This is a genomic window from Thermomonas sp. (assembly GCF_019104945.1).
In the GTDB taxonomy this organism is placed as follows: Bacteria; Pseudomonadota; Gammaproteobacteria; order Xanthomonadales; family Xanthomonadaceae; genus Thermomonas.
In genome coordinates this window covers 22,741-40,687 of the sequence record NZ_JAHRWW010000045.1, presented here as the reverse complement: position 1 = coordinate 40,687, position 17,947 = coordinate 22,741, and the positions used below count along the sequence as shown (strand labels likewise).

The 17,947-nt window shown below is 57.8% G+C and carries 16 protein-coding genes, 1 tRNA gene and 1 pseudogene; 12 read left to right on the top strand and 6 right to left on the bottom strand.

Translation table 11 applies throughout. The features are described from left to right. Window positions 1-96: 96 nt before the first annotated feature. The 3 genes from KUL77_RS10555 to KUL77_RS10545 are packed head-to-tail and all read left to right on the top strand — an operon-like array spanning window position 97 to window position 4,001. Complete coding sequence (locus KUL77_RS10555) at window positions 97-879, top strand: RNA methyltransferase (protein ID WP_297146779.1); 783 nt, start codon at window positions 97-99, stop codon at window positions 877-879. Window positions 880-930: 51 nt separating this feature from the next. Then, window positions 931-1,866, top strand: coding sequence for a phosphate/phosphite/phosphonate ABC transporter substrate-binding protein (locus KUL77_RS10550; RefSeq protein ID WP_297146776.1), 936 nt, complete (start codon window positions 931-933; stop codon window positions 1,864-1,866). Further along, complete coding sequence (locus tag KUL77_RS10545) at window positions 1,863-4,001, top strand: EAL domain-containing protein (protein ID WP_297146774.1); 2,139 nt, start codon at window positions 1,863-1,865, stop codon at window positions 3,999-4,001. The genes KUL77_RS10550 and KUL77_RS10545 overlap by 4 nt, the downstream gene beginning before the upstream one ends. Before the next feature lie 6 nt (window positions 4,002-4,007). On the opposite strand, the gene KUL77_RS10540 is transcribed toward KUL77_RS10545, so the two are convergent. Then, window positions 4,008-5,318: a hemolysin family protein gene (locus KUL77_RS10540; RefSeq protein WP_297146771.1), complete on the bottom strand. Its 1,311-nt coding sequence runs from the start codon at window positions 5,316-5,318 to the stop codon at window positions 4,008-4,010. 265 nt (window positions 5,319-5,583) lie between these two features. Between KUL77_RS10540 and KUL77_RS10535 the strand changes: the two genes are divergently transcribed. Both KUL77_RS10535 and KUL77_RS10530 read left to right on the top strand, forming a co-directional pair. Continuing rightward, a complete protein-coding gene (locus KUL77_RS10535) occupies window positions 5,584-6,210 on the top strand; it encodes a DUF47 family protein (RefSeq protein ID WP_297146768.1) in 627 nt (208 codons plus the stop codon). Window positions 6,211-6,221: 11 nt separating this feature from the next. After that, window positions 6,222-7,346 carry an inorganic phosphate transporter gene (locus tag KUL77_RS10530; RefSeq protein WP_297146766.1) on the top strand — a complete coding sequence of 375 codons (1,125 nt, stop codon included), beginning with the start codon at window positions 6,222-6,224 and terminating at the stop codon, window positions 7,344-7,346. A gap of 9 nt (window positions 7,347-7,355) precedes the next feature. Here KUL77_RS10530 and KUL77_RS10525 read toward each other — a convergent pair whose 3' ends face one another. After that, on the bottom strand, window positions 7,356-7,766 hold the full coding sequence (locus KUL77_RS10525; protein WP_297146763.1) for a hypothetical protein: 411 nt from the start codon (window positions 7,764-7,766) through the stop codon (window positions 7,356-7,358). Between the two features lie 42 nt (window positions 7,767-7,808). Between KUL77_RS10525 and KUL77_RS10520 the strand changes: the two genes are divergently transcribed. Then, window positions 7,809-8,156, top strand: a complete 348-nt coding sequence (locus KUL77_RS10520) for an MGMT family protein (protein WP_297146760.1) — start codon at window positions 7,809-7,811, stop codon at window positions 8,154-8,156. A gap of 41 nt (window positions 8,157-8,197) precedes the next feature. Beyond that, the gene (locus tag KUL77_RS10515) at window positions 8,198-8,866 is read left to right on the top strand and encodes a rhomboid family intramembrane serine protease (protein ID WP_297146758.1); all 669 of its coding nucleotides are present in this window, start codon (window positions 8,198-8,200) and stop codon (window positions 8,864-8,866) included. Here KUL77_RS10515 and KUL77_RS10510 read toward each other — a convergent pair whose 3' ends face one another. After that, window positions 8,867-10,867, bottom strand: coding sequence for a M13 family metallopeptidase (locus KUL77_RS10510; RefSeq protein ID WP_297146756.1), 2,001 nt, complete (start codon window positions 10,865-10,867; stop codon window positions 8,867-8,869). It abuts the gene before it with no gap. A 104-nt stretch (window positions 10,868-10,971) separates the two neighbouring features. Here KUL77_RS10510 and KUL77_RS10505 point away from each other — a divergent pair, with 104 nt between their 5' ends. Further along, the gene (locus KUL77_RS10505; protein WP_297146754.1) at window positions 10,972-12,369 is read left to right on the top strand and encodes a class II fumarate hydratase; all 1,398 of its coding nucleotides are present in this window, start codon (window positions 10,972-10,974) and stop codon (window positions 12,367-12,369) included. Between the two features lie 8 nt (window positions 12,370-12,377). On the opposite strand, the gene KUL77_RS10500 is transcribed toward KUL77_RS10505, so the two are convergent. After that, entirely contained in the window at window positions 12,378-13,013 is a 636-nt protein-coding gene (locus tag KUL77_RS10500; RefSeq protein WP_297146751.1) for an energy transducer TonB, read from the bottom strand. A gap of 94 nt (window positions 13,014-13,107) precedes the next feature. On the opposite strand from KUL77_RS10500, the gene serS reads away from it, so the two are divergent. After that, a complete protein-coding gene (gene serS, locus KUL77_RS10495; RefSeq protein WP_297146747.1) occupies window positions 13,108-14,388 on the top strand; it encodes a serine--tRNA ligase in 1,281 nt (426 codons plus the stop codon). Between the two features lie 9 nt (window positions 14,389-14,397). On the opposite strand, the gene KUL77_RS10490 is transcribed toward serS, so the two are convergent. Continuing rightward, window positions 14,398-14,982: an NAD(P)H-dependent oxidoreductase gene (locus KUL77_RS10490; protein WP_297146746.1), complete on the bottom strand. Its 585-nt coding sequence runs from the start codon at window positions 14,980-14,982 to the stop codon at window positions 14,398-14,400. A 114-nt stretch (window positions 14,983-15,096) separates the two neighbouring features. Here KUL77_RS10490 and KUL77_RS10485 point away from each other — a divergent pair. Next, window positions 15,097-16,014, top strand: a pseudogene (locus KUL77_RS10485) (LysR family transcriptional regulator); the annotation flags it as partial. A 55-nt stretch (window positions 16,015-16,069) separates the two neighbouring features. Here the strand turns inward: KUL77_RS10485 and KUL77_RS10480 are convergent. Continuing rightward, window positions 16,070-16,159 (bottom strand) — tRNA-Ser (locus KUL77_RS10480). 57 nt (window positions 16,160-16,216) lie between these two features. Here KUL77_RS10480 and KUL77_RS10475 point away from each other — a divergent pair. Then, a complete protein-coding gene (locus tag KUL77_RS10475; RefSeq protein ID WP_297146745.1) occupies window positions 16,217-16,705 on the top strand; it encodes an 8-oxo-dGTP diphosphatase in 489 nt (162 codons plus the stop codon). 16 nt (window positions 16,706-16,721) lie between these two features. Then, window positions 16,722-17,768, top strand: coding sequence for an NAD(P)-dependent alcohol dehydrogenase (locus KUL77_RS10470; protein WP_297146742.1), 1,047 nt, complete (start codon window positions 16,722-16,724; stop codon window positions 17,766-17,768). The last annotated feature ends 179 nt before the right edge of the window (window positions 17,769-17,947 follow it).

Here is a 17,947-nt window from a genome sequence, read left to right as displayed (position 1 = left end):
GGCGAAAGCACCTCAAAGCTGAAAGAGGAAAGGGAACGAGTGGCGGAAAAGAACAGATCCGACGCAAGGGTCGGCAGGAAAGTTTACCATTTGCACATGAATGAACCATCTAATGGCGTGCAAGAAATCGCCAAGAATTTACGGATTGTGCTGGTTGGCACGCAGCATCCTGGCAATATCGGCTCCGCAGCGCGGGCGATGAAGACGATGGGGCTGTCGCAGCTGGTGCTGGTGGCCCCGGAAAAAGCACCCAATCACGACACGCAGGCCATGGCCGCAGGGGCCGATGATTTGGTTGCAGCTGCGCCGGTGTTTGCAAGCTTGGCCGAGGCGGTGGCCGACTGCCGCTGGGTGCTGGGGGCAACGGCGCGCAATCGGAAAATCCAACTAGAACCGCTGCACCCGCGTGATGCGGCGCAGCGTGCGGTGCTGGCGGCCGCAGGTGGGCCGGTGGCGCTGGTTTTTGGGCGCGAGCGCACTGGGCTTGAAAATGAGGAGCTACAGCTTTGCCATGCGGCTGTGCATATTCCTTCGGACCCGGCGTTTAGCTCGCTCAATCTCGCTGCGGCGGTACAGGTGCTTAGTTACGAGCTGCGCTGCACCTTGCTGGGGCATGCTGCGCCGCAGGTGGATGTACGCACGCCGCCGCCTACCGAAGTGGTGGCAAGTCACGCGGAGCTAGAGGGGTTCTTCGGGCAGTTGGCCGACACCTTAGAGCAAATCGACTTCCATAAAGGGCGCGCCCCCGAGTCTGCGATGCGTAAGCTGCGACGGCTTTATTTGCGCGCCAATTTAGACAGTGCCGACGTGCGCCTGTTGCGCGGCGTGCTGGCGGACGCGCAGCGGATGGCAAGATTGGCCGGACAGTCCCTGGAATGAGAGAAATCGGTTAGCCTAGTGCAAGGGGATTAGCGAGGGCTGTTGCCAGTAATGCGTCATTTCTTGTTTGTATTGGCGTGTGTGGCCAGTCTATTGCTTGCGAATGGGCCGAATGCCAGTGCCCAGGGTTCCAGCCCGCAAGACGAAGCTAGCGTGCTGGTGCTGGGGCGGGTGAGTGACGACCCAAAAGCGCATTACGAACAGCTCAAGCCGCTGCTTGATTATGTTGTGCCCAAGATGGCACCCGTGGGGATTCGCAGCGGGCGCATTTTGATGGCCAAAGACCTACAGCAGATGACCAGCTATCTGCGGCGTGGCCGGGTTGATTTATTGAATGAAACGGCGGGCAATGCGGCGGTATTGGAATACCGCAATGTCGCACATTCGTTTTTGCTGACCGAACGTGACGGGGTAACCCACTATCACGGCGTGTTCTTCGTTCGCAACGACAGCCCCATTCAATCCCTGCAGGATTTGCGCGGCCATCGGGTCGCCTTCCAATCACCGTATTCAACAAGCGCCTATTACCTGCCAGCGGCCTATTTGCTGCAACAAGGCCTAGGGTTGGAGCAGCTGCTTTCGCCTATTGATATGCCAGCGAATGATCGCGTGGGCTACGTGTTTGCGCGCACAGAGCTCAATATCAGCACATGGGTGCATAAGCGGCTGGTGGATGCGGGCGTGGTGAGTAACGTGGATTGGCTCAGCCCGCAGCGTGTGCCGCCTGGCTTCCGTCACGATTTTCGAGTAATTGGCACCACCGAGGCTGTGCCGCGTGCACTAATGATGGCGCGCAATGGTTTAGCCCCAGAGGTGGAAAGGCTGTTGAGCAAGGTATTGCTAGAGGCGGCGCAAGACCCAGTCGCCGGGGACGCACTGCGTAAATTTATGGGGACGGCCCATTTTGTGCCGATTACCCAAGCAGACCGTCGCGGCTTAGATCAGTTGGGCAAAGGCGTGCAGCGTGTGCGTTTGGAGGTTGAATGAAACGCCTCCGGTTGAATTTGCAATCCAAGTTTCAGATTTCAATTGCTCTGCTGCTGGGTATCGTACTGCTGATTTTAGCGCTGCTTTGGCAGCGCCAGCGACAAAGCCAGAGCGAGATGGTGGAGGTGTCCAGCCAAAGCACGCACGTCTTGCTGCTTGAGCAGTTGCGTAGCAGTAGTGATGCGCAAGTACGCCAGCTTGCAGATGCGTTAACGAATCCGCTGTATTACTTTGATTTGGATGCCGTAGGGGCACTGGCGCGACGCGCGCTGCGCGTGCCTGACGTTGACTACGTGCTGGTGTACGACACGCAAGGCCGCATTTTGCATGATGGGTCTGGCGATATCGCATCGTACGGCCGGCTGATGGACGACCCGTTGGCCAAACAAATTATTTCGGCATCGGAGCCGCGCTCACTGAAGTTCGGTGAAGTGCTTGATGCCTCTAGTCCCATCATGATCGGTGAGGAGCGGCTTGGCGGGGTGCGCATTGGCTATTCTTTGGCCCCAATGGCGCGCGCTGAAACTCATGTACTGAGCGAGCTGCGTGAGCGTTTACACGAAGTCAATCAGCACAGCCGAGCTTGGATGTTGGGGCTTAGCCTAGGGCTTGCGCTGCTGTCATTAGGTGCAGCGCTGCTGGTGCAGCGGCAACTGGTGAAGCCGATTCGCATGCTGGGGATGGCGGCCAAGCAAATTGAAGCCGGTGACTTTGCTTCACGGATTCCTGAGACAAACCGTACCGATGAGGTTGGCGATCTCGTGCGCGCGTTTGATCGCATGCGTGCGGGTGTGGCAAGGCACGATCGTGATATTCGTCGCGTGGCCTATAGTGATTCGCTCACTGGCTTGGCCAATAGGCTTGCGTTCCGTGAATCATTAGACCGGCGTTTGCGCGAACTGCAGGGTGCAGGGCGGCAGCTCGCGCTGTTGTTCACCGACATTGATGACTTCAAGCAAATCAACGACACATTAGGGCACGAAGCGGGTGACGAGGTGCTGTTGCAGGTGGCAATGCGCATCCAGCGTGCGGTGCAGTCTTTGCCTGATGTGGATGCACTGGTGGCCCGCTTTGGTGGCGATGAGTTTGTTATTTTGCTGCAGGCGGGTGCTGCGAACCCGGAAGGCAATGTGCGTAACCAAGTGGTGCGCTTGGCTGAGCGCTTGGTGCTAGAACTCAGTGAGCCTTTGTTGCTGTACGGGCGCCAGCTGCAGTTAGGCGCATCCATTGGTGCGGCAATCTTTCCCGAAGATGCGAGCAATGCTTCGCTGCTGATGAAACACGGCGATATCGCCATGTATCAAGCCAAAATGGCGGGCAAAAATTGCTACCGTTTCTATAGCCGGTCGATGGATTTGGCGATTGAGCGGCGCGCGCGAATGGAGCACGATCTGCGCGGCGCTTGGGAGCGCGGGGAATTGAGTCTTGCCTACCAGCCCATCCATCGTGCGTCAGATAAAACGTTGATGGGGGCAGAATCGCTGTTGCGCTGGAATCACCCCAGCGAAGGCCCCATTCCACCGTCTATTTTCATTGAAGTGGCCGAGCAAAGCGGTTTGATTGAAGTATTGGGGCTGCGCGCGCTTCGCCAAGCCTGTATGGACGCGGCCACGTGGCCGGCGCTACCGGGTAGTGAGGGGCGTCCTTTCGTTTCCGTCAATGTGTCTGCGCGCCAGCTGCGTAGCGGTGCATTACTCGAACAAGTCACCACGGCGCTTGCGCAAAGTGGGCTAACGGCCGATCGCCTGCATCTTGAGTTGACGGAAACGGCGGTGCTGGATAACGAGTCTGGAACCAATGAGCTGTTGATGAAGCTGCGTCAGCTGGGTGTCAAGATTTGGCTCGATGATTTTGGCACCGGCTATTCCAGCCTTAGCCATTTGCGCCGCGTGCCGGTGGATGGCTTGAAAATTGATAAGAGCTTTATTTCCGGCCTGTTGTGCAACCCCGAAGACCTATCACTGACCAGCGCGATTTTGTCGATGGCCGGTTCAATGGGTATCACGGTGGTGGCCGAGGGTGTGGAACTGCCCGGCCAGTTCGAGTTGCTGCGTGAGCGTGGCTGCGACTTGATCCAAGGCTTCTGGATGGGGCATCCACTGCCTGCCGAAGAATTTTCCGAACTGTTGAGCTAAGCCAAATCAAACGTCGGGTTCGAGCTGTGTTTGCGGCGCACGCTGCAGCAAGAGTTTGTCGATACGCGGGCCGTCTAAGTCCACGACTTCGATACGCCATTGGCCGATATAAAAGTATTCGCCCACATGCGGAATACGGCCAAAGTGGGTAATGACCAAGCCCGCTGCGGTGTGGAAGTCGTGCTCTTCGGCATCGGGCAAACGCTCGCCGGTGAGTTCGCGCAGCTCTTCGATATGCAGGCCACCATCGACAAGTAGAGAGCCATCTTCGCGCGCAACCACCAGCGCTTCGTCTGGGTCGGTGTCGGCGCCTGCCTGCAGGCGGCCAATCACGGCATCAACGATGTCACTGATGGTAACAAGGCCCTGGATGTCGCCATATTCATCCACCACCAGTGCTTGTGACTGCTGCTCTTCACGCAAAATCTCCAGCAGCTTCATGGCGTGCGTGGATTCGGAAACAAACAATGCAGGGCGCAGGTGTTGAAAGAGATTGGGCTTAGGTTTGCCGAGTTCATCCAGCAGGGTTTTGACTTCTAAAATTCCTGCAACATCGCTGTCATTGCCGCGATACACCGGATAGCGCGAGAAGGCTTCTTCCTGCATTGTGGCAAGGTTTTCAGCGGGGGACGCTTGGGTGTCGAGCCAGGTAATGCGCGTACGCGGTGTCATCAGGCTATCGGCGGTGCGGTCGCCTAGGCGCAGAACCCGGTTCATCATATTGCGCTCGTCGAGATCGATCACACCCTGTTCGTGGCTTTCACTCACCAATAGCTGAATTTCTTCTTCCGTCACCTGCGCATCGGAATGGCCGTTGATGCGTAGCAGCTTCAAAAAGAGCCGCACAGTGGCGCTGAGTAACCACACGACGGGGCTAGCCATTCGCGATAACCAGTGCATGGGTACAGCGACCCAAGCGGCGAGGCTTTCAGGCGCGAGTAGGGCGAGCCGCTTGGGCAGAAGTTCGCCCAGTGCGATGCTTAAATACGTGATGAGACTTACGGCGAGCACCGTGCCTACGGTGCCCGCGTGCCGCCCCATATTGGGGAACACTTCACTCAGCCAACTGCCGATGAGCCCACCGATTGCCTCGCCGCCGTACATGCCGGTGAGGATGGTGATTAGGGTGAGCCCCACTTGCACCGTAGAGAGAAAGCGTTCCGGGTGTTCGGCAAGATCCAGTGCGCGCCGCGCGCCACGGCTGGTTTCTGCACGCTGTTTCAGGCGCGCTTTGCGGGATGTGACAACGGCCATTTCGGCCAACGCAAAGAATGCGTTGAGCAAAATCAGGGCAAGGACAATCAACAGTTCCAGCACGAGGGCTTCACCGGACGTAGGCTATGGGGGGGAAGGGGAATTGGACAGCGCCAGCCGTCCCAGTAGTATGGGCGGGGCGGTAAGAGCGGCAGTGAGTGCAGGGCTGTATGTCCATGAGGTGCGCCGGAGCGCAGGGGCATCATAACAGGGCCGCGGGCGTGGGGCGATATTTAGAAAAATGACGTTAAGAAAGAATGGGGTGGGTTTGTCACTAAATCGTCACAATTCGCGTTTATTGTGGCGCAGCCATTTCTAGGATTCGATCATGTTCTCACTGCAAACCATTTTTGGCTCGGGCACGCAGTTCTATACGCTGCTAGACGAAGCGGCGGCCGCAGCGCTTGATAGCGCGAAGGCGCTGCACGCCATGATGAAAGAAGCCGACCGTCAGCCGGCACTGGATGCGTTCAAATTAGCGCGTCTGCGTGAGCGCAATGCGGCAGAAAAAATTAGCCAAGCATTGGTGGATAGCTATATCACCCCCATTGAGCGTGAAGATATCGAAGCGCTGGGCTCGGCGCTGCACAAAATCCCCAAACAGGTGGAGAAATTTGCAGACCGCTATGCGCTTGCAACGCAACACCTTGAGCAGATCGACTTCGCGCCGCGCGCCGCCATGTTGGAGCAGGCCGCCGAAGTAGTGGTGCAAATGGTGGATCAGCTGGAGCATATGAATCTGGATCGTATGACCGCGCTGAATGAAAAGCTGCGTTCGATTGAAAACGAAGCCGATCGATTGATGCTGGAGCTGTATCGCGAAATCTATTCCGGCAAGCTCGATAGCCTGCAGATGTTTTTGCTAAAAGAGTTTTTCGAAATTCTGGAAAAAGCCATCGACCGCTGCCGTGAGGCGGGCGTAGTGGCCTACCAGATCGTGCTGAAAAATTCGTAAGAGGGCGCGCGATGCTGACGCTCGTACTGGTGGTGATCCTTGCTGCACTCGTGTTCGAGTTCATCAACGGCTTTCACGACACCGCAAACTCGATTGCCGCCTCGGTGGCCACCAAGGTACTTACACCAGGTAAAGCGGTGAGCTTGGCCGCGGTAATGAACCTTGTGGGCGCACTTACCGGAACCGCAGTGGCCGCCACCATTGCCACGGGGATCGTGAATACTGAAGTGGTCACCGCAACTTCGCAGCTGGTGCTGTGCGCACTTTTAGGCGCGATTGCGTGGAACCTATTGACCTGGTGGCTGGGGCTTCCGTCCTCGTCTTCACATGCACTGATCGGCGGGCTGTGCGGCGCGGCGCTGTCGGCATCGCACGGTAACTGGAATTCGCTGCTGTGGATCGACACAACCGTAGAGTGGACCAAGAGCAAAGGCCTTGTGTGGAAAGTGCTAGTGCCGATGGTGTCTTCGCCGGTGGTTGGGTTTTTGCTTGGCCTAACCCTGATGGTGCTGCTGTGGGCGCTGATCTCGGGGATGGAGCGCGCGGGTGGTGTGCTTAAACGCATTGCACGGCCGCGCTGGATCAACGCCGGTTTTGGCAAAATGCAGATCATGTCGGCCGCGTATATGGGCTATGCCCACGGCCATAATGACGCGCAAAAAACCATGGGCATCATTGCGTTGACCTTGGTCGGTGCGGAAGCCTCAGGCGCGCTGAATGATCTTCCCGATATTCTTGCGTTTATGCACCCCGATCAATCGATTGTGGGTAATGAAGTTGCGACCTGGATTGTGGTGACGTGTGCGCTGGTAATGGCGGCAGGGACGGCCTCTGGAGGCTGGCGCATCATTAAAACGCTGGGCCACAAAATGGTGAAGCTGCATCCGCTTGACGGTTTTGCAGTAGATACCAGTTCGGCCACGGTGCTGATGACGGCGGCGCACTTCGGTATGCCGGTGTCCACTACGCACACCGTTTCAACGGCGATCATGGGCGTAGGTTTTGCGAAGAACCCGCGGCGCCTCAAAATGCGCACGATTGAGCGCATCGTATGGGCGTGGATTCTAACGATTCCGGCCTCTGCGGGTGTGGCGTGGCTGTTCTACCGCGGGATGATGCTGCTGGGCTGGGCGTAAGCCCACCCGCTACAACAAATCGCCTCCAGCCGACAGGCTGCGCTCCATTTCATCGCCGGTGCCGCCAATTTCCAGCACGAGGCGATCAATTTCGGCCGGGTGCAGGCAGTCATACGGACGGTTTTCGCAAAGCTGCAAATACGGCACGCCGTCGAGGTTGCCCACGCCGAGGTAACCCACGCGGCTGTGCCAGTTGAACGTCAATGCCTTGCGCGCGTCCATGCCGGTAGTGGGGGCCACGGCGGTGCTGACGCGAAGGTAATTGCGCCCGTCGTCGTCTTTGATTTCAGCCAAAAAAATCGACTGATGACGGGTGCCTTGCACCAGCGAAAGCTCGACGCAAACCATATACGGCTCTTGTAGCGTCAGCCGATAGCCGCTGGCGGTGAGGTGCTGGCGAACCTGCTCGAAATTGTCCATGTGGAAATCACTGCAGTAGGGCTTAGCGCTATGCTAACCCGAATGATGAAGTCAGCGGACACTCCACTTACGGCAGAGCAGCGTATCGTTGCGGCGATACGCGCGGTTCCGCGTGGCCAACCGACCAGCTATGGTGCAGTGGCGCGCCGCGCGGGGCTACCGGGGCGCGCGCGCCTAGTGGCGCGAATACTGGCGCATTCGGAAGGGGCTCACCTACCGTGGCACCGCATTTTGCGTTCCGACGGACGGATTGCCTTTCCAGAGGGTTCGGAGGCCTATCTAGAACAATGCCAGCGTTTGCGGGCGGAAGGGGTGGACGTTCGCAACGGGCGGGTTCGCTTGCTGCAGGATGAAGAAAGTTTGGATAGCGCCGTTTGGGCCCCTCGCTAAACGGCTATGATGCACTGCAGCGAATTCGGAAATTTGCACGGATGCCATTCAACCTTCCCAAAATGACCAAAATACTGCTGATCGCGAATGTGATCGGCTTTTTGCTGCAGGCTGTGGCGGGCAATGAGGCACTTGTCAGTCTCATGCTATGGCCTTGGGCCGATACGGTGTATGCGGCGGATATGGGCGGTGCGCCCGCGTTCTTGCCGTGGCAGCTGGTGAGTTATAGCTTCTTACACGGTGGATTCATGCACCTTGCCTTCAATATGTTGGCCTTGGTGATGTTTGGCTCGCCGCTGGAATATACGTGGGGCGAGCGCCGTTTCCTTACGTTCTATTTGGTCTGTGTTGTGGGTGCGGGCCTGTGTCAGTTGGCGGTAGGTTCGTATGCGGTGGCCAATGGCGCGGATCCGTATCCAACAATCGGTGCTTCGGGCGGCGTGTTCGGTCTGCTGCTGGCCTACGGCATGCTGTTTCCAAATCAGCGCGTGATGCTGCTGTTTCCGCCGATTCCAATGAAGGCGCGCACCTTGGTTATTCTTTATGGTTTGTTTGAATTAGGCGCTGGTTTTAGCGGCTTGCAGCCGGGGGTGGCGCATTTCGCCCACCTTGGTGGGATGCTGTTCGGCTGGCTACTGATCCGCTATTGGCGCGGCCAGCCGCCCTTTGGCAAGGGCGGGCGTGGGCCGCGCATGCGGATCGTGCGCTGATTAGTCAAATAAACGCACTTGTTCTTTAGGCCGCATCGCGGCACCAATTCGGCAACCGTAGGCTTCCCCAAATGCCGGCTGCTGCATCAGCGGGATGTTTGTGCGCAGGAGGCCCGGCGCACGAACGTCTTGCTGGCTGCGCGCCTCGGCATCGGCATGGGGTACTTGCTGCGCCCATAGTTGCGCCCAGCCGGTATAGAACTCTTTATGCCGCTGCGCGGTTGCGGTATTGGCGGCGTCTGCAGCGGTTTTAGCAAGCTCCAGCCCGGCTAAATCGGCAAGGTTTTCATTGCGGGTTAGATCGCTATTGAGCTTGACATCTTTCAAGCCCGGGTATGGAAGGTTGCTGTACAGCGCGGTGACCTTTGCGGTCACAGCATCCCACGCGCTCACGTCGCTGGGCTGCCACCAATCACGGATGTTGCCGTCGGCGTCGATGTGCCTGCCCAAACCATCCACGGCGTGGCTCAGCTCATGCCCCACCAGTGCACCAAATGCGCCGTAGCGGTTGCCCTGCGGCATGGATAGGTCAAGTACAGGCGTTTGCAGCATTGCCGCCGTTACGATGAGGCGATTATGGGCAAGGTCGTAGGCAAGCGCGGGTTGCTGCGGCAGCACGTCCCAGCGGCGCGCGGCCCCGCTCTTGCCGATGCGCTTCATTTCTTGCGTGTGGCGCCAGGTAGAAGCGATCAGGATGTTGCTGCCAAAGCTGCCGCGCCCCATCGGCTGCACGCTGTAATCGAGGTCATAAGGTGGTGTGCCGACTTCGATTTTCAGCTTGCCAAGTTTCTTGCTGGCTTCGGCTTTGGCGGCTTCGCTGAAGCGCGTGCTGCTGGCGATGCGGTCTTTCAATACGGTTAGCACTTGGTCGGCGATCTGCTCGGCCTGCTTGCGGCTGGCGTCACTGAGATAAGACGCGGCATATTCGCGGCCTAGCATGGGGCCTGCGGCAAGATTGATGGCGTCTAAAGTCTGCTGCCAAAGTGGTGCGGGCGCGCTTTTCCCAAGCAGTATTTTGCCGCGGAAACTAAACGCCGCATCGCGCCAGGGTTTGGAGAGAAAAGGCGCCATCGCATCGCCGATACGCCAGCGTAAATACGCCTGCCATTGCACGGGCTTCAAACGCGTAACCAATTGGTCAAGCTCGGTGAGCATGGCGGGGTTAGCGATGGAGACAGTATCGTCGCTCACGCTCTGCGTCTGCAAAAATGCGTCTAAGCGCAAGTTTTTATACTGCTTGCCAAGCTCGGCGGTGGCTACTGGGGCAAAGTTATTACGAGGATCGCGCAACTCAGCAAGGGGCTTGGCCTTGGCGGCGATGCGCTTTTCTAGGTCTAGGACTAAGGCCGTTTGAGCCTCGATGTCTTTCGCAGGCACGCCAGTAAGCGCAAGAATTGCGCGGATGTAATCGGCATAACGAGCAATGAGCGCCTGCGTATCGGCGTCGTTGCGCGTGTAATAAGCCGGGTCAGGAAGGCCAACGCCGCCTTGACTGAAGTAGCCGAGATGCCGGTTAAGGTCGCGCAGGTCAACGTCTGCGCCAAACTGGAAGGCCACCGGAATGCCTACTTGGTGGAGTGCGGCAATGGCAGGCGCAACATCGCCAGTTTTACGCATGCTGTCGATGCGTTTTAGCAGTGGGGCGATAGGCGCTGCGCCGTCGCGCTCAATCGCGGCTTCGTCTAGGCCGCTGGCCCAAAAATCACCCAGTAATTTTTGCACGTTGTTTTGCGGCGCACTTGCGGCTTTTTCTAATAAGTCGCGCTGCTGCTGCAGCGAGCGTGCAGACATCTGCCCCAGTGCCGAGACCGAGCCATGCTCTGGCAGAGGGTTGGCAATAAGCCAGCCTTTGTTTGCCTCTGCGTAGAAATCCGTACAGGCCGACGCGTGCGGCGCGGTCTTCTTTGCGGCAGGCTTTTTAGCTGCATGTGCGGGGGTGGTAAGGAATCCTGCGCTCAGAACGGTGAGCAACGCTAGGGCGAGTGGGCGCGGTGTCAGCATGCGGTTGAACTCGTTGCAAAAGAAACGTCCGAGTTTACCAGTACTTCACAGCGTTCCTCATGTAACTTCGCTACGCTATGCCCAACTCAATGGAGGCTGTAACAATGGCGACGAAGAAAGCGTCTGGTTTTCGGGTGGAACACGACAGCATGGGCGAGCTGCAGGTGCCGAAGCAGGCGCTGTGGGGCGCACAAACGCAGCGGGCAAAGGATAATTTTCATATCTCAGGGCGGCCGATGCCGGAAGCGTTTGTCCGCGCGCTGGCACTTGTTAAAGCCTCGGCGGCGGTGGTGAATGGGCATTTGGGTTTGCTTGATGCCGCCCGCGCCGACGCCATTGTGGAGGCCGCTACGGCGATTGCTGGTGGCGCTTATCAGGAACATTTTCCAATCGACCGTTATCAAACGGGTTCGGGCACTTCCACCAATATGAATGCCAACGAGGTGATTGCCCACGTTGCCAGTGCGGCCGCAAAAATCACCATTCATCCCAATGATCATGTGAACCTTGGGCAGAGCAGTAACGACACCATTCCTACTGCACTGCGGGTGATGGCGGTACGTGAAACGGAAGGCGCGCTGCTGCCGGAATTAGAACATCTGCGCAACACCATCGATGCCCAAGCCAAGGCAATTGGCGGCGTGGTGAAAACCGGGCGCACGCACTTGATGGACGCGATGCCACTGACGTTTGCGCAAGAATTTGGCGCGTGGTCGGCGCAATTAGTATCGGCGCAGGCGCGTATCGAAGACAGCTTAAAGCGCGTGTCTAGGTTGCCGATTGGCGGTACGGCGATTGGTACCGGGATCAATGCGCATCCGAAGTTTGGTAAGGGCGTGGCGAAAGCGTTGAGCACCGCCACTGAATTGCGCTTCGAGCAAAATAACAATACGTTTGAAGGGCTGGCGGCGCAGGATGACTTGGTCGAACTTTCCGGCCAGCTCAGTGCGCTGGCGGTGGCGTTGATGAAAATTGGCAACGATCTGCGCTGGATGAACTCAGGCCCACTGGCGGGGTTGGGGGAGATCGAGTTGAAGGCGCTGCAGCCGGGGAGCTCCATTATGCCGGGCAAGGTAAACCCGGTGATTCCCGAGGCACTGGTGATGGTGTGCGCGCAGGTGATTGGTTTGCATCAAGCCAACACGGTGGCGGGGCAGAGTGGCAATTTCCAATTGAACGTGATGCTGCCGCTGCTGGCGTGCAATTTAGATGAAGCCGTTGGTCTTTTAGCCAACGCCATGCGCGAACTGGCGGACAACGCTATTGCCACGCTGAAAATTCGCAAAGAACACGTTGCCCAAGCGCTCGATCGCAACCCTATTTTGGTGACAGCGTTGAACCCGGTGATTGGCTATGAGAAGGCCGCCAAGATCGCCAAGCGTGCCTATGCAGAAAACCGCCCGGTGCTCGAGGTTGCTTTAGAAGACAGTGGGCTTACAGAAAAACAACTGCGCAAGCTGTTAGACCCTGCGGCGCTCACCAAGGGTGGAATTAAAGGCTAATCGGAGCATTAGCCGTTGATGTCGAATGAAATAGGCACCACAACATCCGCGCTGACCGGCTGGCCAGCGCGTGTTGCGGGCTGAAACCTCCAGCGTCGTAGCGTTTCCAATGCGGCGCGATCCAGTGAGCGGTTACCGCTGGTCTCTACAATGTCGAGCTGTTCCACGCTGCCGTCCGCAGCCACGGTTACTTTTACGCGTACAGTGCCCCCCACACCGCGACGCATGGCGTCGGAGGGGTAGCGCGGTGGTGGTGCGCTGATCGGTGTTGGCTGGCTTGTATTGGCCACCGGAGCCACAGGTTTGGGGGCAGGGGGCGGAGGCGGCGCAGTAGGTGCTTCGATTACCTTGGGCGTATCCGTCGTATTCGTGTTGCTTGTACCGGGCTGTTCGATCACGGCCTGCAACCCACTTGCGTTGTTGCCGCTGGCCACGTCAGCGGGTAATGGCGCGGGCAGGGTGTCTTCTTGCTGGGCGGTGGGGTCGGCCACATCAGCCTTGTAGAAGTCATAACTGTGGCGCGAACGCAGCCAAACCACCAAAAATAGCAGAAGGCCCGCGATAAACGCGGCGGCCATGAGCTTCAAAAAATACGGAGGAAGCAGTGGTTTTGGCGTTTCGGTGTGCGGATCAGGGGTGCTCATATTCCGCATTCTTGCACAGCCAGCGCCGGTTGCCGCCACGGAAGCCCTCAGCTGCGCGATAATGCCCATTCATATCGAAATATGTTGACCGTCCATGCTTGATCCAGCCCTGTTGCGTAGCCAGCCCGCCGAACTTGCCGAACGCCTGCGCGTTAGCCGTGGTTTTGAATTGAACGTCCCCCAATTGGAGGCGCTTGAAGCCAGCCGCAAACAAATTCAGGTGCGCACGCAAGAGCTGCAAAATCTGCGCAACACCCGCAGCAAGCAGATCGGCATGCTGAAGGCCAAGGGTGAAGATGTAGCCGCAGTGATGGCCGAAGTGGCTAGTTTCGGCGAAGAATTAAAGGCTTCCGAAGTAGAGTTGGACCGTATTCGTGGCGAACTGGAAGCCATCGCGGCGGGGATTCCCAATCTTCCGGATGATTCAGTCCCGCTGGGTAGCGATGAGTCCGGCAATGTTGAGCAGACGCGCTGGGGCAGCCCGCGCACGTTTGATTTTGCAGTAAAAGACCATGTAGAGCTGGGCGCACGCAACGGCTGGCTAGACGGTGAAACTGCGGCCAAATTGTCGGGCTCGCGCTTTACCGTGCTGCGCGGTCAGCTGGCGCGCCTGCACCGCGCACTTGCGCAGTACATGCTGGACTTGCACACCAATACCCACGGTTACGAAGAAACCAATGTGCCGGTAATTGTGAATGCCGATTCCATGCGCGGTACCGGCCAACTCCCTAAGTTTGAAGAAGACCTGTTCTCCACCCAACTTGGCGAGCACAAACGTTATTTAATCCCCACCAGCGAAGTGCCGCTGACCAATATCGTGCGCGATGAAATTGTGGATGCCGAGCGCCTGCCGCTGCGCATGACCGCGCATTCGATGTGCTTCCGTGCCGAAGCCGGGGCGGCAGGGCGCGATACGCGCGGCATGATTCGCCAGCACCAGTTTGAAAAGGTTGAGCTGGTGAGTATTACCAAACCGGAAGACTCCGCCGCCGAGCACGAGCGTATGACGCGCGCCGCTGAGGCGGTGCTGGAAACACTGGGCTTGCCCTACCGCCGCATGTTGTTGTGCAGCGGCGATATGGGCTTTGGTGCCACCAAAACGTTCGACTTGGAAGTATGGCTGCCCAGCCAAAATACCTATCGCGAAATTTCGTCGTGTTCCAACTGTGGCGACTTCCAAGCGCGCCGCATGCAGGCGCGCTGGCGAAACCCCACTACCGGCAAGCCTGAGCTTGTGCACACCTTAAATGGCTCCGGTGTGGCGGTAGGGCGCGCGCTGATCGCAGTGATGGAAAACTACCAGAACGAAGACGGCAGCATTACCGTGCCGGAAGCGCTGCGGCCCTACATGGGCGGGGCCGAACGCATCGGTTAAAGTGTTTCCTTAGGCGGCCAGCTGAAGCACTTCGCCGATGCTGGCGTGGGCACTGTCCATCGCTTTAGTGCGCAGGTCGGGCGAGATGTTCAGGCCTTCGGCGCTGATAAAGCTCACATCATCAATCCCTAAGAACGTGAATACTTGGCGCAGATAGGGCTCAACAAAATTACGCCCTTCCGCGAGCGGATACAGCCCACCATAGGTGGCGGCAACGATCACCTTTTTGCCGCCAGCCAGCCCCTCAGAACCGGAGGCCGCGTAGCGAAATGTCTTGCCCGCCACGGCGATGCGGTCGATCCAAGCCTTGAGCTGGCTTGGGATGCCGAAGTTGTACATGGGGACGCCCAGCACCACGACATCGGCGTTCAAAAACTCTTCTAACGCACGTGCTGAGCGCGCGGCTTCTTCTGGGTCGGCTTTAGCCAGACTGGCACCGTCGAGATGGGGGAGGGCGTGCTCTGCTGTCAGGTCGCGATGGCTTACCTTGAGCCCCGCGTTATTTTGCTGCCACTGGGCCACGATACTGGCTGAAAGCGTGCGGCTGGCCGAATTGTCGCCAAGAATGCTGGAATCAAGATGCAGTAATTTCATAAGGCTTAGATGCTGAAGAAGCGGCCCTGCCGCGATGGGGTGTACTTTAATTTGTTGCTTTTTTGGGATAAAGGTATTCAAATACCACTCATCGTTCCATATTTGGAATTAGGCATGCAAGACCTCAACGATCTCTACTATTTCTCTGCCGTGGTCGATCACGGCGGCTTCGCGGCAGCAGAGCGCGCTTTGGGTATTCCCAAATCGCGCCTCAGCAGGCGCATCAGCGCATTGGAAGCGGAACTTGGTGTGCGTCTATTGCAACGCTCTACGCGCCGTTTCGCCGTGACCGATGTCGGTACGAGCGTGCACCGCCACGCGCAGGCGATGCTGGCAGAAGCGCAGGCGGCCCGCGAAGTGGTAGATCGGCTGAGCGCCGAGCCGCGCGGCAGTGTGCGCGTCAGCGTGCCGGTGTCGATGGCGCAGCAGCAGATGTCGAAACTGCTGCCGGAATTTATGGCGCTGTATCCAAAAGTGCGGGTGCAGCTTACCGTTAGCAATCGCCGCATTGATGTCATCAACGAAGGCGTGGACGTGGCTATTCGCGTGCGCAGCAAGCTGGATGAAGATGGCAGCCTCATCATGCGCAGCTTCGGGCAGATCCAAGAGCTATTGGTGGCCAGCCCCGAATACCTCAATCGCGTCGGCCGGCCGGTGACACCCGATCAGCTGGCCGAGCACGTGACCTTGAGCGTGAATGAAGACGAGGCGCGCCAGCGCTGGGAACTGCACGGCCCCAATGGTGAGGTGCGTCGCGTAGAGCTGCAGCCGCGCATTACAGGGTTTGATTTCCCAATGATGCTGGCGATGGCCGAAAGCGGTGTGGGCATCACCCTTGTCCCTGAAACCATTTGCGCAGATGCCGTGCGCAGTGGCCTGTTGGAAGTGGTGCTGCCAAACTGGCGCCTGCCGCAGGGGATTGCCCACGCAGTCTTTGCTTCGCGGCGCGGCATGCTGCCCGCAGTACGGGTGTTTATCGACTTCTTGGCGAAGAAAATGCCGCCCCTGCTTGAAATGGCGCGGCTCGAGTGCAGTGAGCCGGAGTGTTTCAAAGCGCTGGCGAAAAAGAGCGGTGAAATGCGCTAGATGGCGGAAGCGGTGAGATTCGAACTCACGGTGGTATCGCTACCACGCCGGTTTTCAAGACCGGTGCCTTAAACCGCTCGGCCACACTTCCGTTAGGGGCGACATCATCGCACAACAAAGGCAGGCTGGGAACTGGCACACTATGCAAATGCCATACACACCTATTATTGCTACGTTGGGGTACGTTCTTTCGCCGGACCGTACCAAGGTTTTGATGATCCATCGCAATGCACGCCCGGACGACTTGCACCTTGGCAAGTACAACGGCTTGGGTGGAAAGATGGAGCCGAACGAAGACGTGCTGGCCTGCATGAAGCGTGAGATTCGCGAAGAAGCCGGGGTCGAATGCACTTCGCTTACGCTGCGCGGAACGCTGAGTTGGCCTGGCTTTGGCAAACAAGGCGAAGATTGGCTGGGCTTTATCTTCATCATCGACAATTATACCGGCACGCCGCTGAAGAAAAACCCGGAAGGCACGCTGGAATGGGTAGAGCGCGATCGCCTGCTCGATCTGCCGCTATGGGACGGCGACCGTCTTTTTGTGCCTTTGGTATTCGATAACGATCCGCGTATTTTTCACGGCGTGATGCCATACCGCGACGGCAAAATGCAGTCTTGGCAGTATTCAAGAATTTGAACAAAGGAGCTTTGCAATGAACGTAAAAGCATGGGGCGCCAACGCCGCCAATGAACCATTGCAGGGGCTTGCGATCGAGCGTCGCGCGGTGGGTGAGCACGATGTGCAAATTGAAATCGCCTATTGCGGGGTCTGTCATTCAGACCTGCATACCGTGCGCGCGGAGTGGGGCGGAACGCGCTACCCCTGCGTGCCAGGGCATGAAGTAGTGGGGCATGTAAGCGCTGTCGGTAGTGCCGTGACGCGCTTCAAGGTGGGCGACGTAGTGGGCGTGGGCTGCATGGTTGATAGCTGTCGCCATTGTGCTTCCTGCGCAGAAGGCTTGGAGCAATACTGCGAAACCGGTGCAACCTACACCTATAACAGCCCTTGCGAAGAAGCACCTGGCCACACGCTGGGCGGGTATTCGCAGCGCATGGTAACCAATCAAGATTTTGTGCTGAAGATTAGCCACCCCGCAGACCAGTTGGCCGCTGTTGCGCCGCTGCTATGCGCGGGCATTACCACCTATTCGCCACTACGCCACTGGCAGGCTGGCCCCGGTAAAACCGTGGGTGTTGTCGGAATCGGCGGGCTTGGGCATATGGGGATCAAAATTGCGCACGCGATGGGCGCGCACGTCGTAGCGTTTACCAGTAGCCCCAATAAGCGCGAAGCCGCACTTGCGCTTGGGGCCGATGCAGTTGTGGTGTCAAGTGATGCCGCGCAAATGAAAGCGCAGCGCAATCGCTTCGACTTAATTTTAGATACGGTTGCGGCAAGCCATTCGCTGGACGAGTACACCCGTTTGCTGCGCCGTGACGGTACCTTGGTGCTGTTAGGGCTACCAGAACACGCGCATCCTTCACCCAACGTGGGAAGTCTAATCAACGGGCGTCGTGCGATTGCAGGTTCGTTGATTGGCGGCATCGCCGAAACCCAAGAAATGCTCGATTTTTGCGCACAGCACGGCATCACATCGGATATCGAATTGATTGCGGCCAACGGCATCAATGAGGCTTACGAACGCATGCTGAAAAACGATGTGAAGTACCGCTTCGTGATCGATATCGCATCGATGTGAATAAGGCCGCTGTTTTCCACAATTGCTGTGGATGAAACTCGTATAACCATGTGGATAACGCGCTGAGCGCTTTGTTTTATGCGGCTTTCAATGGTGTTGGTGAAAAAATAAACAATTGATTTTGCGTGTGCATATCGTGCGGGCGTGCATGTTTTCCACAGCCGTTGTGGATGAAATTC